This is a genomic window from Pseudomonas sp. F007 (genome assembly GCF_057814275.1).
Genome location: NZ_JBVATA010000011.1, coordinates 58,163 through 74,726 on the forward strand (window position 1 = coordinate 58,163; position 16,564 = coordinate 74,726).

Consider the following 16,564-nt stretch of genomic DNA (forward strand, 5'->3'; position numbering starts at 1 on the left):
GATGGCGATCAAGATCGTCTATTGCGCTATTGCGGCAACTCATACACATAGATCTTCTGCGCATCCATCTGGTAGCCAGCGTCTGCCAGTTCGCTGGTGGAGGCCTTGACCTGCAGTGCGCCTTCGATCCAGTACGGCTGATACAACTCCTCGAGCTTGACCCCGAGTTCGCTGCGCACATGGACGATCTGGTTCGACGGCGGTGGCGGCACGTGGATGCAGGCGCCGAAATACGGCACCAGCAAAAACTCGGTGGTGCGCCCCTCTTCGTTGACCTCCAGCGGCACGATGTAGCCGGGCAGGCGGATGGCCTGGCCGTCGAGGCTCTGTACCACCGGCGCATTGGGCAAGTCCTGCTTGGCCGCCGGTGCCGACTCGGCCGCCAGCGCGTCACTCATCTGCGACAGGTCGTGCAGCGGCTTCATGTTCGGCACTTCGGCGGGGGCATCCGGTGGAATCATTTCCGACCAGGCCAGGTCGCGGGGTTCGGCCGCCCACAGCGGCAGGGCGACCAGCATCAACAGCGCCAGGAGTGCGCGGGGCATTTTCAACATCCTCATAAACGGATCGACAGACCATCGGCCAGCGATTGCCGATAGGCGCGCCAGGCGGGCACGCTGCCCATCAGCAGCGCGGCCAGCAGGATGCCACCGAGCAGCGTCCATTCATACTGGCTGGGCCACGACAGCGGCAGAAACAAGCCGTAGTTCGACTGCACGTAACCCTGCGCCAGGGCAATGCCCAGGTACAGCAGGGCGAGGCCGGCGATCACCCCGGCCAACGCCAGGGCAAAGGCTTCCAGCACCAGCAGCGTGGCGATATGCCAGGGCCTGGCGCCGACCGAACGCAGGATCGCCATTTCCCGCCGCCGTTCGTTGAGGCTGGTGAGGATCGCCGTAAGCATGCCGATCAAGCCGGTCAGGACCACAAACAGCGAGACCACGAACAGGGCTTTTTCAGCGGTGCCCATCAGGCTCCAGAGTTCCTGCAGGGCCACGCCCGGGAGAATTGCCAGCATCGGTTCGCCGCGGAATTCGTTGATCTCGCGCTGCAATGAGAAGGTCGCGATCTTGCTGTTGAGACCGAGCATGAACGCGGTAATGGCTTGCGGCGTGAGGTCCATATTGCGTGCCTGGTCGGCACTGACCCGGCCGTCACCCCGGGCAGGAGCACCGTTGTGCCAGTCGATATGGATCGCCTCCATGCCGCCGAGGCTGATATGCAGCGTGCGGTCCACCGGCGTGCCGGTGCGCTTGAGGACACCGACCACGGTGAAGGGTTTGTCGTCGTGCTTGACCAGGCTGATCACTGCCACGCCGTGGGCCAGCACCAGCTTGTCGCCAAGTTTGTAATGCAGGGCATCGGCCACTTCGGCGCCGAGCACCACCTCGAACGGATCGCTGGCGAAGGCGCGGCCGCTGGCCAATTGCAGGTTCTGTTGGCGACCGTACTGGTAGTGCTGGAAATAAGCGTCGGTGGTGCCCATCACTCGGTAGCCGCGATGGGAGTCGCCGAGGGAAATCGGAATCGCCCATTTCACTTTCGGATTGTTGGCGAAGTGCTCGAAGCTGTCCCAGCGAATGTTGTTGGTGGCATTGCCGATACGAAACACCGAGTACAGCAGCAGGTTCACTGAGCCCGAGCGCGCGCCGACGATCAGGTCGGTGCCGCTGATGGTGCTGGCGAAACTGGCCCGGGCTTCGGTGCGCACTCGTTCCACAGCGAGCAACAGGCACACCGACAAGGCGATGGCGAGGGCAGTGAGCAGGGCGGTGAAACGGCGATTAGCCAGGCTGGCCATGGCTAGACGGAGCAAATACATCTCAGACCTCTGCAGGTGTGGCGGCGCGATTGAGCTCGGCCAGCGACAGGTGACGGTCGAACAGCGGCGCCAGGCTCTGGTCGTGGCTGACAAACAGCAGACTGGAGCCGGCCTCGCGGCATTCGGCGAACAGCAGGCGAATAAACGCTTCGCGAGCGTCGTAATCGAGAGCCGAGGTCGGCTCGTCAGCGATCACCAGTTCCGGTTGACCGATCAGGGCGCGGGCGGCGGCGACCCGTTGTTGCTGGCCAATCGACAGTGAGTCGGCGCGTCGAGCGAGGATGCCGGGATCCTTGAGCCCGAGGTGCGCGAGCAGGGTCGCGGCGGCGGCATCGACACTGCCGTGGCGCTGGATCGCCCGGCGGGCACGCAGCGCCGAGAAATGGCAGGGCAGTTCGACGTTCTCACGCACCGAGAGAAACGGCAGCAGGTTGAATTGCTGGAAAATGTAGCCGGTGTGATCGACCCGAAAGCGATCGCGGGCGCCTGCTGAAAGGTCACTCAGCTCCTGACCCAGCAGGCGGATGCTGCCACGATTGGCTTTCTGCACCCCGCCGAGCAGGCCCAGCAGAGTGGTCTTGCCACTGCCACTGGGGCCTTTGAGGAACAGGGTTTCGCCGGGCTCCAGGCGAAACGCCGGAATATCCAGCAGGGTCGGGTGACCGGGCCAGTTGAAGCCCAGGTCAGTCAGTTCGATAAGTGCTTGGGTCATGGGAAACCGGTCGGCTGGAGAAGGATGATTCAGAAGCTCAGAGTGCCTGACTGTGGTGTGACCTCAAGGCCTTTCTGGCCGTTCGGGCCAATGAGTTGTAGCTGAATTTTTTGTGTGGCAGGGAAGGCCTTGAACAGTGGCGCCAGGTCGAGGGTTTTCAGCGCATCCGGTTGGGTGCAGGTGAACTGGTAGTGGGCGTGAATTTCGCTGTGGTCATGGTGATGTTCGTCAGCGTCCTTGGTGTCGTGATCGTGGGCCACATGGTCTTCGGGTTTTTCACCGAACAACGGGCTCTCCAGCTCCTGCTCGCTGATCACGCAATTGGCCGCCTTGGGCAAGGCGAACAGGGTCAAGGGTTGTTCCAGCTGCGCGCGGACCGCGGCGACCTTGGCCTTGTCGGCCGGGGTGCTGGCGGCGTGTTCGAAGCCCACCAGGTTCATCGCCGGGCTTTCCAGTTCCAGTTCCAGGGTCTGGCCGTCGAGTGCAGCGTTCAGGCGCCCGACGCCATGCTCGTGAGCAGCGAGACTGCCGTGTTCGTGGTCGTGGGTTTCAGCCGCCTGGGCAATCGCCAGTGGCAGCAGGGCAAACGGCAAAGCGAGAAGCAGGCGGCGCATGGCAACACTCCGGGTGGTCAATTAAACATTTTGTTATGTAATCTTATAACAATTCCACCGGCAGTTTGAACTCAAGCTTGGCGTTGCGCAAGACGCATGGGAGCATGTTCGGCACACACCCGAGGGAAACCCCAATGTTGCGCATACGTGGAAGCATCGGCGACTGGCCGGTGGATTTGACCCTGGAACTCGATGATGGCGATTGGGCAAAACTCGGCGCGCAGCTACAGGTCAGCCGCGTCGACGGCGAAGCGCCTGCCACTGGCACGATGGCCAAACCGGCGAATCAGGATGATCGGCAATGGCAGCTTGCCCGGGAGTTGTTGCGCAAGGCCGGCGAGCTGAGCGGGCCGGACCTGCTGGAGCAATTGGAAGGCGTGACCGGCAGCCCGTCGGCCGGCAAGCGCTTGCTGGTGCGCTTGCGCCACTGTGCCGACGTCAAGGTGCTGAGCGGCGCCGATACGCCGCTCTATCGCTGGATCACGCCCGAGTAGGCGGCTCAGTACAACGCGGCGAACAGCTTGCGGCGGTAAGTGGTGACCAGCGGGTGATCGTTGCCCAGCAGTTCGAACACCTGCAGCAAGGTCTTGTGCGGCAGGCCTTCGCTGTAACTGCGGTTGCGGATGAACAGCTTGAGCAGCGAGTCCAGCGCCGGATCGTATTGCTGGCGGGCCAACTGCTGGATCGCCAGTTGATAGACCGCTTCGTCGTCCTGCGGATTCTGCGCCAGGCGCGATTTCAGTTCGGCGACATCCGGCAGATTGGCGGCCTGGCCGAGGAACTGGATCTGCGCCTTGGCAGCGGCCAGCGCCGCCTTGTGTTCATCACTCTTGACCGCATTCAGCACAGCCTGGGCTTCGCTCAGCTCACCGCGCTCGATCAGGCAGCGGGCGTACAGAATCAGCGCACCGGCATGGGTGTTGTCTTCGCCCAGCAGGACCTTGAGCGCGGCTTCGGCCTCGGCAAAGCGGCTCTCGTCAAACAGCACCTGGGCCTGGGTGAAGGGATCGGCGGCCGGCGGTGGTGGCATCTGCACATGGGGCTCAAGCAGCGCGCGCACGGCGGACTCGGGCTGGGCACCGGCGAAGCCGTCGACCGGTTGTCCGTCCTTGAACAGCACCACGGTTGGCAGGCTACGAATGCCGAAGCGAGCGACAATGTCCTGCTCGATATCGCAGTTGACCTTGGCCAGCAGCAGCTCGCCCTGATAGCTCTCGGCGATGCCTTGCAGCATCGGCATCAGCGCCTTGCACGGCGCACACCACTCGGCCCAGAAGTCCACCAGCACCGGCTTGTGAAATGAGTTCTCGATCACCGACTGGTCGAAATCAGCGGTAGTGGCATCGAAGATATACGGCGTGTCCTGACTCATGGGGCATCTCGAAAAAACGGGAATGGGGCAACTATACGGCGTGCCGGGGTATGGCTGAAAGCCTCATGTCCGGCGGGCGTGGTACAGACTGACATGGCGAAATTCGTGGGGTTCGGCCAGGTCCGGCAAGGTCATGGCTTCGAGCATCTGCAGGCGCTGATACAACGGGTGACGGAAGTCGCGCACGCGTGAGTCTGCCACCAGCGCCTCGCGGCCACGGCTGAGAAATTGATCGAGCAGCGGCAGGTTGGCGCGGTCGTAGAGCACGTCGGCCACCAGGATCAGGTCGAAGCGGTCGGCCTCGGCGAAGAAATCCGTCGAGTAGTTCAGCTCGACGCCATTCAATTCGGCGTTGGCTCGGCAGGCGGCAATCGCCAGCGGATCCAGATCGCAAGCCACCACTTCGAGCGCGCCGGCTTTCACCGCGGCAATCGCGGCGACGCCGGACCCGGCGCCGAAATCCAGCACTCGTTTACCGGCGACCCACTGCGGCTGCTCCGCCAGGTAACGGGCCAGCGCCAGGCCGCTGGCCCAGCAGAAACTCCAGTACGGCGGCTCGTGGAGGATGCGCCGGGTTTCTTCCGGGCTGAAGGCGCGGTCCATGTTGTCGCCATCGATCAGCCACAACTTCAGCTCGGTGCCCGGCAACGGGCAAGGCACCAGTTGCGCGTCGCCGAGCAGGTCGCCAAGGGCCTGCTGCAGGTCTAGCGGTGCAGTCATGGTGCTTTGACGAATTGCAATTGACCCAGTGCCTGAGTGGTCGGCTGGAAAATTCGCTGCGCCGGCAGGTGCAAAATCAATTGCCCGGACTGGCTGGCGCGGCCGCGCAATTCAACGCGGGCGCCGGCGGGAAAGGCTTCGGGGTTGAAGCGCAGGTGAAACGGCAGGGCCTGGTTGTTGCCGATCAGGTTGGCGCTGGCCAACAGTTGTTGCGGACGCGAACGCTCGTCGATCACCAGCAAGGCCAGTTCCACTTCGGCGCCTTGTGGCACGCCCTGCAGGGTGCCGGTCAATTCACGTTGGTAGGCGGGGAGTGGACCGAGGGCGGCGGATTCCTGGGCTTTTTTCTGGGCCATCTGCGGGGCCGGGCCGGGCGTCGGTTCGGCGGGCTTGGGCGTATCGCTGCTGCAGGCGACCAACAGGCCGGCGAAACTGAGTAAAACGAGCGGTCGTAGCGGCATTTACGGCTCCAGCGAGATCAAATCCATGGTTCAGGCACTATAGCCCGTCTGTATACCGCAAAGCCTATGGCTTGTCTTGCCACCGGGATGCGCTACCATGGCCCTCCCTTTTTTTGTTGCCTGCCACCATGCACTGTCCCTTCTGCGGTGCCAACGACACCAAGGTCATCGACTCGCGACTGGTCGCCGAGGGCGATCAAGTGCGCCGCCGGCGTGAATGCCTGGCCTGCGGCGAACGTTTCACGACGTTCGAGACGGCCGAACTGGTGTTGCCGCGCCTGATCAAAACCGACGGCAGCCGTCAGCCGTTCGACGAAGAAAAACTCCGCGCCGGGATGCAGCGCGCCCTGGAAAAACGTCCGGTGAGTGTCGAGCGCCTGGAATCCTCGCTGGCGCAGATCAAGCACAAGCTGCGCGCGACCGGTGAGCGTGAGGTCAAGTCACTGGTGGTCGGTGAACTGGTGATGGCCGAGCTGCAGAAGCTCGATGAAGTCGCCTACATTCGTTTCGCCTCGGTGTATCGCCGCTTCCAGGACCTCAACGAGTTCCGCGAAGAGATCGATCGCCTGGCCCGTGAGCCGATCAAGCCATGACCACTTCCCCAGAGCAGGCCATCCTCGACGCCCATTACATGGCGCGCGCGCTGGAGTTGGCGCGCAAGGGCCACTACAGCACCCATCCCAATCCGCGCGTCGGTTGCGTAATCGTGCGCGACGGGCAAATTGTCGGCGAAGGCTGGCACGAGCGCGCCGGTGAGCCGCATGCCGAAGTCCACGCCTTGCGCGCGGCCGGCGAGCTGGCACGGGGCGCCACGGCCTATGTGACGCTGGAACCCTGCAGCCATCACGGGCGCACGCCGCCCTGTGCCGATGCTCTGGTGAATGCCGGGCTGGCGCGAGTGGTCGCGGCGATGCAGGACCCCAACCCGGAAGTCGCCGGGCGCGGTTTGCAGCGTCTGCAGCAGGCCGGGATTGCCACTGACAGTGGCGTGCTGGAAAACGAGGCGCGTCTGCTCAATCAAGGGTTCCTCAAGCGCATGGAGCACGGCCTGCCGTTCGTGCGGGTCAAGCTGGCGATGAGCCTGGATGGCCGTACGGCGATGGCCAGCGGCGAGAGTCAGTGGATCACCGGCCCCGACGCCCGCTCTGCGGTACAGCGCCTGCGCGCCCAGGCCAGCGTAGTGCTGACCGGTGCCGACACGGTGCTGGCGGATGACGCGCGCCTGACCGTGCGCGCCGCCGAGCTGGGACTGGACGCCGAGCAGACCGCCCTGGCGCTGAGCCGACCGCCGCTGCGGGTGTTGATCGACGGTCGCCTGCGGGTGCCGCTGGAGGCCGCCTTCTTCAAGGCCGGCCCGGCCTTGGTCGCGACCTGCGTCGCCGTCGAAGAACAGTACGCCAACGGCCCCGAGTGCCTGATCGTGCCCGGCGCCGAGGGGCAGGTAGACCTGCGACAACTGCTGGTCGAGTTGGCCGCTCGCGGGGTCAACGAAGTACTGGTGGAAGCCGGTCCACGCCTGGCCGGCGCGTTTGCCCAGCAAGGCCTGGTGGACGAGTACCAGATCTTCATGGCCGGCAAGTTCCTCGGCTCTTCGGCGCGCCCGCTGCTGGACTGGCCCCTGGCGCAAATGAAGGATGCCCCGGCGCTGAAAATCACTGAAATTCGTGCGGTTGGCGATGACTGGCGGGTCACTGCCATTCCTGTGCCATCAGCCAGCGTATAATTCCCGGCTGCGGCCAAGAAGGTTTTGTTCTCGAGGAGGACTCCATGTTTACCGGTATCATCGAATCCATCGGCAGTATTCGTGCATTGACCCCCAAAGGCGGAGATGTACGGGTACACGTAGAAACCGGCAAGCTCGACCTGAGCGACGTCAAGCTGGGCGACAGCATCGCGGTGAACGGCGTCTGCCTGACCGCGGTTGAACTGCCTGGCAACGGTTTCGCGGCGGATGTCAGCCGCGAGACCCTGGACTGCACCGCGATGAATGATCTGAAAAGCGGCAGCCCGGTCAACCTGGAAAAAGCCCTGACCCCGACCACCCGCCTGGGTGGTCACCTGGTCAGCGGTCACGTCGACGGTGTCGGCGAAGTGGTTGCGCGCACCGAAAACGCCCGCGCCGTGGAATTCCGCATTCGTGCGCCGAAGGACCTGGCCAAGTACATCGCCCACAAGGGTTCGATCACCGTCGACGGCACCAGCCTGACCGTGAACGCCGTGGATGGCGCCGAGTTTCTGCTGACGATCATTCCGCACACGCTGAGCGAAACCATCATGGCTTCGTACCAGCCAGGTCGCCGGGTGAACCTCGAAGTGGACCTGCTGGCCCGTTATCTGGAGCGCCTGCTGCTGGGCGACAAGGCCGCAGAACCGGCAGCCGGCAACATCACCGAAAGCTTTCTGGCCGCCAACGGCTACCTCAAATCCTGAGCTCAAATTTCGAATTAAAGGGGGTGCCTTGTGGCGCTCAATAGCATCGAAGAACTGGTTGAAGACATCCGCCAAGGCAAGATGGTCATCCTCATGGATGACGAAGACCGCGAGAACGAAGGCGACCTGATCATGGCCGCCGAGTGCTGCCAGCCAGAACACATCAACTTCATGGCCAAGCACGCCCGTGGCCTGATCTGCATGCCGATGAGCTGCGAGCGCTGCGAATTGCTCAAGCTGCCGTTGATGGCGCCACGCAATGGCTCGGGCTTCGGCACCAAGTTCACCGTGTCGATCGAAGCGGCGACCGGCGTCACCACCGGCATCTCCGCCGCCGACCGTGCGCGCACCGTACAAGCCGCTGCCGCCCGTGATGCCAAGGCCGACGACATCGTCAGCCCGGGCCACATCTTCCCGCTGATGGCCCAGGCTGGCGGTACCCTGGCACGCGCCGGGCACACCGAAGCCGCTTGCGACCTGGCGCGCATGGCCGGGTTCGAGCCGAGCGGGGTGATCTGCGAAGTGATGAACGACGACGGCACCATGTCCCGTCGCGCCGAACTCGAAGCCTTCGCCGCTGAACACAACATCAAGATCGGTACCATTGCTGACCTGATTCACTACCGGATGATCCACGAACGTACCGTTCAGCGGATTGCCGAGCAGCCGCTGGACAGCGAACTGGGCCAATTCAACCTGGTGACCTATCGTGATTCGGTGGAAGGCGACGTGCACATGGCACTGACCCTGGGCACTGTCTGCGCCGAAGAACCGACCCTGGTCCGGGTGCACAACATGGACCCGCTGCGCGACCTGCTGATGGTCAAGCAACCGGGGCGCTGGAGCCTGCGCGCCGCGATGGCTGCGGTCGCCGAGGCCGGCAGCGGTGTGGTGCTGTTGCTCGGTCACCCGCTCGATGGCGACGTGCTGCTGGCGCATATTCGCGAAACCGCCGACCAGGCAGTGGCGAAAAAACCGACCACCTACAGCATTGTCGGCGCCGGTTCGCAGATCCTGCGCGACCTCGGCGTGCGCAAAATGCGCCTGATGTCGGCACCAATGAAATTTAATGCGATATCCGGTTTCGATCTGGAAGTTGTAGAATACGTGCCCTCCGAATAAAGGCCGGTAGTTTTTACCCCCTTGTTCGCGGTTCAAATATCACTGAGGGGCGCGTAGAAGACGCGTCCCGGCTCTTTAAGAGATCTATCGAATGACCCTGAAGACCATCGAAGGTACCTTCATCGCCCCTAAAGGCCGCTACGCTCTGGTAGTGGGCCGTTTCAACAGCTTCGTGGTTGAAAGCCTGGTCAGCGGTGCTGTTGATGCCCTGGTTCGCCATGGCGTGAGCGAAAGCGACATCACCATCATCCGCGCGCCTGGCGCCTTCGAAATCCCGCTGGTTGCGCAGAAAGTCGCCCAGAAAGGCGAGTTCGCGGCAATCATCGCCCTGGGCGCGGTCATTCGTGGCGGTACTCCGCACTTCGAATACGTGGCGGGCGAGTGCACCAAGGGCCTGGCCCAGGTGTCCATGGAGTTCGGCGTACCGGTTGCCTTTGGCGTCCTGACCGTTGATTCCATCGAGCAAGCCATCGAGCGTTCCGGCACCAAGGCCGGCAACAAAGGTGCTGAAGCTGCCCTGTCCGCTCTGGAAATGGTCAGCCTGCTGGCGCAGTTGGAGGCCAAGTGATTAGCGACGAAAGCGATCGTTTCAACCCGCGCGATCCGAAACCTGCGGATGCCGGCAAGCCATCGAAAAGCGCCAAGCGTCGCGAAGCCCGTCAGCTCGCGACCCAGGCCCTGTATCAATGGCACATGGCCAAGGCTTCGTTGAACGAAATCGAAGCGCAATTCCGGGTCGATAACGATTTCAGCGATGTCGATGGCGCTTACTTCCGCGAAATCCTTCACGGGGTTCCGGCGAGCAAGACCGAAATCGACACCGCGCTCAAGCCTTGCCTGGACTTGACCATCGAAGAGCTGGACCCGGTTGAACTGGCCGTACTGCGCCTGTCCACCTGGGAACTGCTCAAGCGCGTCGACGTACCGTATCGCGTGGTGATCAACGAAGGGATCGAGCTGGCAAAAGTGTTCGGCTCCACCGACGGCCACAAGTTCGTCAACGGTGTTCTCGACAAGCTGGCACCGCGCCTGCGTGAAGCTGAAGTGAAGGCGTTCAAGCGCTGATCGGCGCTTGAACATGTGCCTATGGGCGAGTTTGAGCTGATCCGCAACTACTTCGCCGCTGCGCCCTGTGCGCAGGCGGGCGATGGCGTTGCACTGGGGATTGGCGACGACTGCGCCTTGCTCGCACTGCCTGCCGGGGAGCAGCTGGCGATCTCCACCGACACCCTGGTGGCGGGTGTGCATTTTGCCGACCCCTGCGACCCGTACCTGCTCGGCCAGCGCTCGCTGGCTGTGGCGGTCAGCGACCTGGCTGCCATGGGCGCCACCCCTATTGCCTTTACCCTTGCCCTGACCCTGCCAACGGTGACCGCCGACTGGCTGCAAGCCTATGCCCGTGGTTTGAACAGCATGGCCCAGGGCTGTGGTGTGCGGCTGGTGGGCGGCGACACCACGCGTGGCCCGCTGAGCCTGACCATGACCGTGTTCGGCCGGGTGCCGGCCGGCCAGGCGCTGACCCGCAGCGGTGCGCAGGTCGGCGATCTGTTGTGCGTCGGCGGCGATCTGGGTAACGCCGCCGGTGCCTTGCCGTTGGTGCTCGGGCAGCGTGCGGCGCCGACAGCCATTGCCGAGCCGTTGCTGGCACATTACTGGTCGCCCCAGCCGCAATTGGCCTTGGGCCAGGCGCTGCGCGGCAAAGCCAGTTCGGCGTTGGATATTTCCGACGGCTTGCTGGCCGATTGCGGACATATCGCCAAGGCCTCGGCTGTCGGCTTGCTGATCGAAAACCAGAAACTGCCGTTGTCCGAGGCACTGGTTGGTTTTCTCGGCGAGAATGCGGCCCGCGTTGCCGCCGTCAGTGGTGGTGACGACTACGTGCTGGCATTCACCTTGCCAGAGGAATATCTGTCGGCACTGCTGGCCGAGGGCTGGCCGATCCATGTGGTCGGTCGGGTCGTGGCCGGGCAGGGCGTGACCCTGGTTGACGCGAGCGGGCAGGACATCACCCCGCAGGTTCGCGGCTACCAACATTTTCAGGAGACACCGTGACAGATCATCCCAAACAGGTCCCGGCCGAGTTCGTGCCGCCGTCGGTGTGGCGCAATCCGTGGCATTTCCTGGCCTTCGGCTTCGGCTCGGGCACTTTGCCCAAGGCGCCTGGCACCTGGGGTTCGCTGGTTGCGCTACCCTTCATCCCTTTGTGGCAGATGTTGCCCGACTGGGGTTACTGGCTGATGCTCGGCATCACCATGCTGTTCGGCTTCTGGCTGTGCGGCAAGGTGGCCGACGATTTGCGTGTGCACGACCACGAAGGCATCGTCTGGGACGAAATGGTCGGGATGTGGATCACCCTGTGGCTGGTACCGGAGGGCTGGTACTGGTTGCTGGCGGGGTTCCTGATGTTCCGCTTTTTTGACATCCTCAAGCCCTGGCCGATCCGCTGGATCGACCGGCATGTACACGGCGGCGTCGGGATCATGCTCGACGACGTACTGGCAGGGGTGTTCGCCTGGATGGGCATGCAGGGGCTGGTCTGGTATTTCACCTAAAGGATGATTCGAGGGGCTAGGGAATGGTGAGGCGCGGGTGCTGGATTGTTCTGTTGGCGCTGTTCTGCTCGGTCGTCCGGGCGGCGGAAGTGCCCGCCGTGCCTGCGGTCATCCAGCTGGCGAGCGAAGACTGGGAAGATTACACCGCCGCTGACGGGCACGGCATGGCCTGGGACATCTTGCGCGAAGTGTTCGAGCCCGCCGGGGTCAAGCTGGATATTCGCACGGTGCCTTATACCCGCTCCATCGGCCTGGCGCAGCTCAAGGAAGTGGACGCCATGGTGGGCTCCTACCGGGACGAAGTCGAAGGCGTGCTGTATCCCAAGTGGAACTTCGATTCCGATCATATCTATGCCCTCGGCCTGGCCAGCATGCCAACGCCCACCCTGGCAACGCTGGGCAAGTACCGATTGGCCTGGGTGCGCGGCTATCGATACGACAAATACCTGCCGGACATAAAAAACTTCACCCAGATCGAGCGGCGCCAGGGGATTCTGGGGATGCTCAAGCAGGGGCGCGCGGACTTCTACATCGATGCACAGACCGAGGTCGACGCGGTGGTTCGGGACGCCAAGGACGTGAAGCCGTATCGTTCTACTCACGTTGCGGAACTGCCGTTGTACCTGGGCTTCGCCGACACGCCGCAGGCCCGCTCGCTGATGGCGTTGTACGACCGGCGCATGGCATTGCTGGTCAGCAGCGGCAAGCTGAAGCCGATTTTCGAACGCTGGCAGGAGCCTTATCCGTTCGAGGGAAGTGCCAAGCCCGCGGTCGAGTAATCAAACTATTTGATAGTTATGACAAATAATTCAGCCTAAGCGTCTATTGCGACCTGCTGTTACAATGCCGCCTCTGCGAATTACCAGAATCTAGATCAGGAGCACACCGGTGCCTGTCGTTTTTGTTGCCGCTTCCAAGCTGCCAACGCCATTTGCGCAATTCACCATGCATGGCTTTCTCGATGAGTCCACTGGCCGCGAGCACGTTGTATTGAGCTTGGGTGATGTGGCCGATGGTGCGCCGGTGCTTGGCCGGTTGCACTCCGAATGCCTGACCGGCGATGCCTTGTTCAGCCAGCGCTGCGACTGCGGTTCGCAACTGGAAGCCGCCTTGCAGGCCATTGCTCGCGAAGGTCGCGGCGTGTTGCTCTACCTGCGTCAGGAAGGCCGTGGCATTGGCCTGCTGAACAAGATCCGCGCCTATGAGCTGCAGGATGGTGGTGCCGATACCGTTGAGGCCAACGAGCGCCTGGGTTTCGCCGCTGACCAGCGCGACTACGCCATGTGCCTGCCGATGCTCGAGCACCTGGGGGTGAAATCCCTGCGCCTGATGACCAACAACCCGCGCAAGGTCAAAGCCTTGACCGACATGGGCATCGTGGTCGCCGAGCGCGTGCCGCTGCACACCGGCCATAACCCGCACAACAAACTGTACCTGGCGACCAAAGCCAGCAAGCTCGACCACATGATGGGCAATGAACATCAGGGCGAGGCTGACCGGGCGTGACCCGGGGTCAGGTTCGGCGGCGTCTGTCCGTCAATTGGTGGCAATACCTGGCACTGGCCTTGCTGCCGCTGCTGGTGATCAATGCGCTGTTCGGCGATGGCGAGGCGCTTGCACCGGTGCTGGCGATGCCGTTTTTCATCGCCGGCATGGCCTCGATGTTTGTCAGCCTGAAATTCTTCGGCGGCTACAAGCATGGCCTGATCAGCACCCATAAAGCCCTCGATACCCCTGAAGAGCCGGCCGCCTGGATTGCCCTCACGGCGACACGGCGCAAGGCGCTGTTGGCGGCATCGCTGCCGGCCTGGATCGCCGCCCTGGCGGTGTTCGTCGGCCTCGAGGGCGTGCCGCTGACCCTGCTCGGGTTGTCCACTGCGGTGTTGTTCTACCTCTACCGTATCCCGCGTCAACTCGGCTGATGGGCCGCTGGCTGGCGCTTGCGCTGCTGCTCGCCAGTGGCGCTGCGGCTGCGGTGGAGCGGGTGGTCAGCCTGGCGCCGTCACTCTCGGAAATCGTCGTTGAACTGAATTCGGCTGACTTGCTGGTCGGCGTGCTCGACGCTGGCGAACGGCCGGCGCCCTTGAAGGACGTGCCATCGGTGGGTCGTTACGGGCAACTGGACATGGAGCGCCTGCTCAGCTTGAGGCCCGACCTGTTGCTGCTCTGGCCGGGCAGCGTCGGCCCGGCGCAGCGTGAGCAACTGAGCCGACTGGGGATTCCCACCGTGGTTGCCGAACCCCATAGCCTCGAACAACTGATCAGCCAAATTGAAGCCATTGCCGAGCAGTTGGGTCGGCCTGAGCGTGGCCAGGTTTTAGTGGCGAACCTGCGCCAGCGTCTCGCTGACTTGCGCCACCGCTATCGGCGAACCGAGCCGCTACGGGTGTTCTATCAGGTCTGGGACCAGCCGCTGTACACCGTGGGCGGCGAGCAGATCATCAGTGACGCATTGCAGGTCTGTGGCGCGCGCAATATCTTCGCCGACCTAAAGTTACCAGCACCCCAGGTCAGCGTCGAAGCCGTGCTGGCGATAAATCCCGAAGTGATTCTGGCCAGCACGCACGCGCAGCTTGATGCCTGGAAAGCCTGGCCGCAGGTGACGGCGGTGACAAATGGCCAATTGCTGCTGGTCACTGACAAAGGCCTGGAGCGCCCGAGCGGACAGATGATCGAAGCAACCGCCACACTGTGCCGATTGCTCGCGCCCGGCCGGTGACCCGACGAAGAGGCCAACCCGGACAGCATCAATTCCTGATCAAAGCTCCGGCGTCCACGTCACCCCAAACATCAACGCCCGTCCTTCCTCGCGATAGCCATACTGATTGCCCTGATAGCTGTACAGCGCCCGGCTGTAGGACTTGTCCAGCAGGTTGTCGACCTTCATCTGCAGGCTGACTTCGCGGCTCACCGCCCAACTGCTGCGCAGCCCCAACAGGCCATATCCACCCAGCGGCTGCTGATTTTTCTCATCGTCATAGCTGCTGCTGACTGCTTGCCAGGTTGCACCCAGGCCGAGGCGATCAAACTGTCGGTCCAGGTCCAGATTGAGGGTGCGCCGGGCGCGGCGCGCCAGGGTGTGGCCGGTGTCGCGATCCCGTGGGTCGATGATCGATAGCCCAAGGCTGCTCTGCCAGCCGAACAGCTCCTGCTTCAGCGCTGCTTCGAAGCCGTAGATTCGTGCCGAGGCGATATTTTCTGGAGGCGAATAGTTGCGCGAGATAATTGCGTCTTCTAGGTCGGTCCGATACAGGGAAGCTTCCAGGCGGCTGGTTTCGCTCAACTGGCTGCGCCACTGCAGTTCGTAGCTCTTCGAAGTCTCGGGTTTGAGGTTCGGATTGCTGAAATCCGGGTAATACAGGTCGTTGAAGGTCGGTGCGCGGAAGCCTTCGCTGTAGGTCAGTAACAGGTCGTTGTCGGCATTCACCGGCAAGGTCAGGGTGCCGCTCCAGCTGTTCTGGCTGCCGAACTGCTGGTTGTCGTCGTGGCGCAGGCCCAACTCGGTGGAAAAGTGTTCGGCGCGGAAACGATGTTGAACAAAAGCGGCGCGGTTCCAGCGGCTGTGTTCGTCGAACGTCGTGCTGCTGTTGACCCGGTCCTCATACCAGTCACCGCCGAGAATCAGGCTGTGCTGCTCGTTGAGTTGCAAATCATTCTGCCAGTTCAGCGAATCTCGGTAAGTGTTGAACACCGAGTCTTCGTCGCTGAGCTTGTCGAAGGTTTCCTCGCGGTTCTCGCTGTGGCCGATTTCCACCCGGGACTGCCAGGCATCGTTCAGGCGCGCGTCGACGTAGCTGCTGACACTGCTCACGGTGAAATCGCTGTAGGGCTTTTGCTGGACACTTTCGTCGTTGGATATATAGCGACCAAACGGATTGTCGAACTCACTCTTGCCGCGGTTATCCAGAATATTCAGGCCGGCTTCGAGGTCGTCATTGAAGCTGTGGCTCAGGCTCAGACTCAGGGCCTGATTGCGATAGGCGTCATGATCACCATCGCTGGGGTACGACTCGCGGGTGCGGTTGATCCCTGCGGTCTCATCGAGGCTGGCCCCGAGGTTGAAGCGGGTGTCCTGGTCGCCGCCCGATAATCCCAGGCTGCGCTCCCAGGTCTGGTTACTGCCAAAGCCCATTTGCAGGCGCGGCTGCAGGCCCGGTTCGGCGCTGCGCCGGGTGAAGATCTGAATCACCCCGCCAATCGCATCGCTGCCATAGATCACCGAGCGCGAGCCGCGCAACACTTCCACGCGCTCGATCTGCTGGATGTTCAGGTGCTGCAGATTGCTGTCGCCCGAGGTCGAGTTGCCGATGCGCTGGCCGTCCACCAGCACCAGGCTTTGCGCTGCCTTGGTACCGCGAATGTACACCCCCGGCAAACTGCCACGGCCACCGGCTTGCGCCACTTGTACGCCCGGCACGCGGCTCAGCAGATCAACCACGCTGGTGGGCTGCAGGCGGTCGATGTCATCGCGGGTGAACACGGTGTTGGCGGCGCTGCTGTCGTTGCGCGCTTCGACCTGGCGGTTGGCGCTGATCAGCACGTCCGGCAGTTTCAGGGCCTGGTCGCGGTCGAGGGTGTCGGCCAGCAGAGGCGCGGATGGCAACAGCGTCAGCGTCAGGGCGAGCGGGGAGAGCTTCATAATGAGTTCGCAAAAACAGAGGGGCGTGCCGTGCAGACCCTGTAGGAGCCGGCTTGCCGGCGAAGGCGTTCCTGAGAACGCTAAAAGCTTCGCCGGCAAGCCGGCTCCTACAGATCAGGA

Annotated in this window: 21 protein-coding genes; 13 read left to right on the top strand and 8 right to left on the bottom strand. The window is 62.9% G+C overall.

Going from position 1 to position 16,564, the window contains the following annotated elements; all coding sequences use genetic code 11:
• Positions 1-26: 26 nt before the first annotated feature.
• Genes ACZYR5_RS25880 through ACZYR5_RS25895 form a run of 4 tightly spaced genes read right to left on the bottom strand, consistent with a single transcriptional unit; the run spans position 27 to position 3,148 of the window.
• Positions 27-545 carry a DUF3299 domain-containing protein gene (locus ACZYR5_RS25880; protein WP_489092220.1) on the bottom strand — a complete coding sequence of 173 codons (519 nt, stop codon included), beginning with the start codon at positions 543-545 and terminating at the stop codon, positions 27-29.
• An 11-nt stretch (positions 546-556) separates the two neighbouring features.
• Complete coding sequence (locus ACZYR5_RS25885; RefSeq protein ID WP_489092221.1) at positions 557-1,822, bottom strand: ABC transporter permease; 1,266 nt, start codon at positions 1,820-1,822, stop codon at positions 557-559.
• Between the two features lies 1 nt (position 1,823).
• Positions 1,824-2,534: an ABC transporter ATP-binding protein gene (locus tag ACZYR5_RS25890; protein WP_489092222.1), complete on the bottom strand. Its 711-nt coding sequence runs from the start codon at positions 2,532-2,534 to the stop codon at positions 1,824-1,826.
• A 29-nt stretch (positions 2,535-2,563) separates the two neighbouring features.
• A complete protein-coding gene (locus tag ACZYR5_RS25895; RefSeq protein ID WP_489092223.1) occupies positions 2,564-3,148 on the bottom strand; it encodes a DUF2796 domain-containing protein in 585 nt (194 codons plus the stop codon).
• Positions 3,149-3,282: 134 nt separating this feature from the next.
• Here ACZYR5_RS25895 and ACZYR5_RS25900 point away from each other — a divergent pair, with 134 nt between their 5' ends.
• Positions 3,283-3,642: a hypothetical protein gene (locus ACZYR5_RS25900; protein ID WP_489092224.1), complete on the top strand. Its 360-nt coding sequence runs from the start codon at positions 3,283-3,285 to the stop codon at positions 3,640-3,642.
• A gap of 5 nt (positions 3,643-3,647) precedes the next feature.
• Here ACZYR5_RS25900 and trxA read toward each other — a convergent pair whose 3' ends face one another.
• From trxA to ACZYR5_RS25915, 3 genes are all read right to left on the bottom strand, one after another.
• Positions 3,648-4,520 carry a thioredoxin gene (gene trxA / locus ACZYR5_RS25905; RefSeq protein WP_489092225.1) on the bottom strand — a complete coding sequence of 291 codons (873 nt, stop codon included), beginning with the start codon at positions 4,518-4,520 and terminating at the stop codon, positions 3,648-3,650.
• Between the two features lie 63 nt (positions 4,521-4,583).
• A complete protein-coding gene (locus ACZYR5_RS25910) occupies positions 4,584-5,240 on the bottom strand; it encodes a class I SAM-dependent methyltransferase (protein WP_489092226.1) in 657 nt (218 codons plus the stop codon).
• Positions 5,237-5,701, bottom strand: a complete 465-nt coding sequence (locus ACZYR5_RS25915) for a hypothetical protein (protein ID WP_489092227.1) — start codon at positions 5,699-5,701, stop codon at positions 5,237-5,239. Before ACZYR5_RS25915 ends, ACZYR5_RS25910 begins: the two co-directional genes overlap by 4 nt.
• Positions 5,702-5,829: 128 nt before the next feature.
• Here ACZYR5_RS25915 and nrdR point away from each other — a divergent pair, with 128 nt between their 5' ends.
• The 12 genes from nrdR (at position 5,830) to ACZYR5_RS25975 (ending at position 14,524) form a co-directional block, all read left to right on the top strand.
• A complete protein-coding gene (gene nrdR / locus ACZYR5_RS25920; protein ID WP_027617716.1) occupies positions 5,830-6,294 on the top strand; it encodes a transcriptional regulator NrdR in 465 nt (154 codons plus the stop codon).
• The gene (gene ribD, locus ACZYR5_RS25925) at positions 6,291-7,424 is read left to right on the top strand and encodes a bifunctional diaminohydroxyphosphoribosylaminopyrimidine deaminase/5-amino-6-(5-phosphoribosylamino)uracil reductase RibD (RefSeq protein WP_489092228.1); all 1,134 of its coding nucleotides are present in this window, start codon (positions 6,291-6,293) and stop codon (positions 7,422-7,424) included. The genes nrdR and ribD overlap by 4 nt, the downstream gene beginning before the upstream one ends.
• A 44-nt stretch (positions 7,425-7,468) precedes the next feature.
• Complete coding sequence (locus ACZYR5_RS25930; protein ID WP_489092229.1) at positions 7,469-8,131, top strand: riboflavin synthase; 663 nt, start codon at positions 7,469-7,471, stop codon at positions 8,129-8,131.
• Between the two features lie 30 nt (positions 8,132-8,161).
• Positions 8,162-9,253, top strand: coding sequence for a bifunctional 3,4-dihydroxy-2-butanone-4-phosphate synthase/GTP cyclohydrolase II (gene ribBA / locus ACZYR5_RS25935; RefSeq protein ID WP_489092230.1), 1,092 nt, complete (start codon positions 8,162-8,164; stop codon positions 9,251-9,253).
• Between the two features lie 91 nt (positions 9,254-9,344).
• Complete coding sequence (gene ribH / locus ACZYR5_RS25940) at positions 9,345-9,821, top strand: 6,7-dimethyl-8-ribityllumazine synthase (protein ID WP_003228649.1); 477 nt, start codon at positions 9,345-9,347, stop codon at positions 9,819-9,821.
• A complete protein-coding gene (nusB, locus tag ACZYR5_RS25945; RefSeq protein ID WP_027617720.1) occupies positions 9,818-10,318 on the top strand; it encodes a transcription antitermination factor NusB in 501 nt (166 codons plus the stop codon). Before ribH ends, nusB begins: the two co-directional genes overlap by 4 nt.
• A 21-nt stretch (positions 10,319-10,339) precedes the next feature.
• Entirely contained in the window at positions 10,340-11,305 is a 966-nt protein-coding gene (gene thiL / locus ACZYR5_RS25950) for a thiamine-phosphate kinase (protein ID WP_489092231.1), read from the top strand.
• Complete coding sequence (locus tag ACZYR5_RS25955) at positions 11,302-11,805, top strand: phosphatidylglycerophosphatase A family protein (protein ID WP_489092232.1); 504 nt, start codon at positions 11,302-11,304, stop codon at positions 11,803-11,805. Before thiL ends, ACZYR5_RS25955 begins: the two co-directional genes overlap by 4 nt.
• 23 nt (positions 11,806-11,828) lie before the next feature.
• Entirely contained in the window at positions 11,829-12,584 is a 756-nt protein-coding gene (locus ACZYR5_RS25960) for a substrate-binding periplasmic protein (protein WP_489092233.1), read from the top strand.
• A gap of 109 nt (positions 12,585-12,693) precedes the next feature.
• Positions 12,694-13,311: a GTP cyclohydrolase II gene (gene ribA, locus ACZYR5_RS25965; RefSeq protein ID WP_027617724.1), complete on the top strand. Its 618-nt coding sequence runs from the start codon at positions 12,694-12,696 to the stop codon at positions 13,309-13,311.
• Positions 13,308-13,727 carry an MFS transporter gene (locus ACZYR5_RS25970; protein ID WP_489092234.1) on the top strand — a complete coding sequence of 140 codons (420 nt, stop codon included), beginning with the start codon at positions 13,308-13,310 and terminating at the stop codon, positions 13,725-13,727. The genes ribA and ACZYR5_RS25970 overlap by 4 nt, the downstream gene beginning before the upstream one ends.
• On the top strand, positions 13,727-14,524 hold the full coding sequence (locus tag ACZYR5_RS25975; RefSeq protein ID WP_489092235.1) for a cobalamin-binding protein: 798 nt from the start codon (positions 13,727-13,729) through the stop codon (positions 14,522-14,524). Before ACZYR5_RS25970 ends, ACZYR5_RS25975 begins: the two co-directional genes overlap by 1 nt.
• Before the next feature lie 39 nt (positions 14,525-14,563).
• Here ACZYR5_RS25975 and ACZYR5_RS25980 read toward each other — a convergent pair whose 3' ends face one another.
• Positions 14,564-16,444: a TonB-dependent receptor domain-containing protein gene (locus ACZYR5_RS25980; RefSeq protein ID WP_489092236.1), complete on the bottom strand. Its 1,881-nt coding sequence runs from the start codon at positions 16,442-16,444 to the stop codon at positions 14,564-14,566.
• Positions 16,445-16,564: the final 120 nt, after the last annotated feature.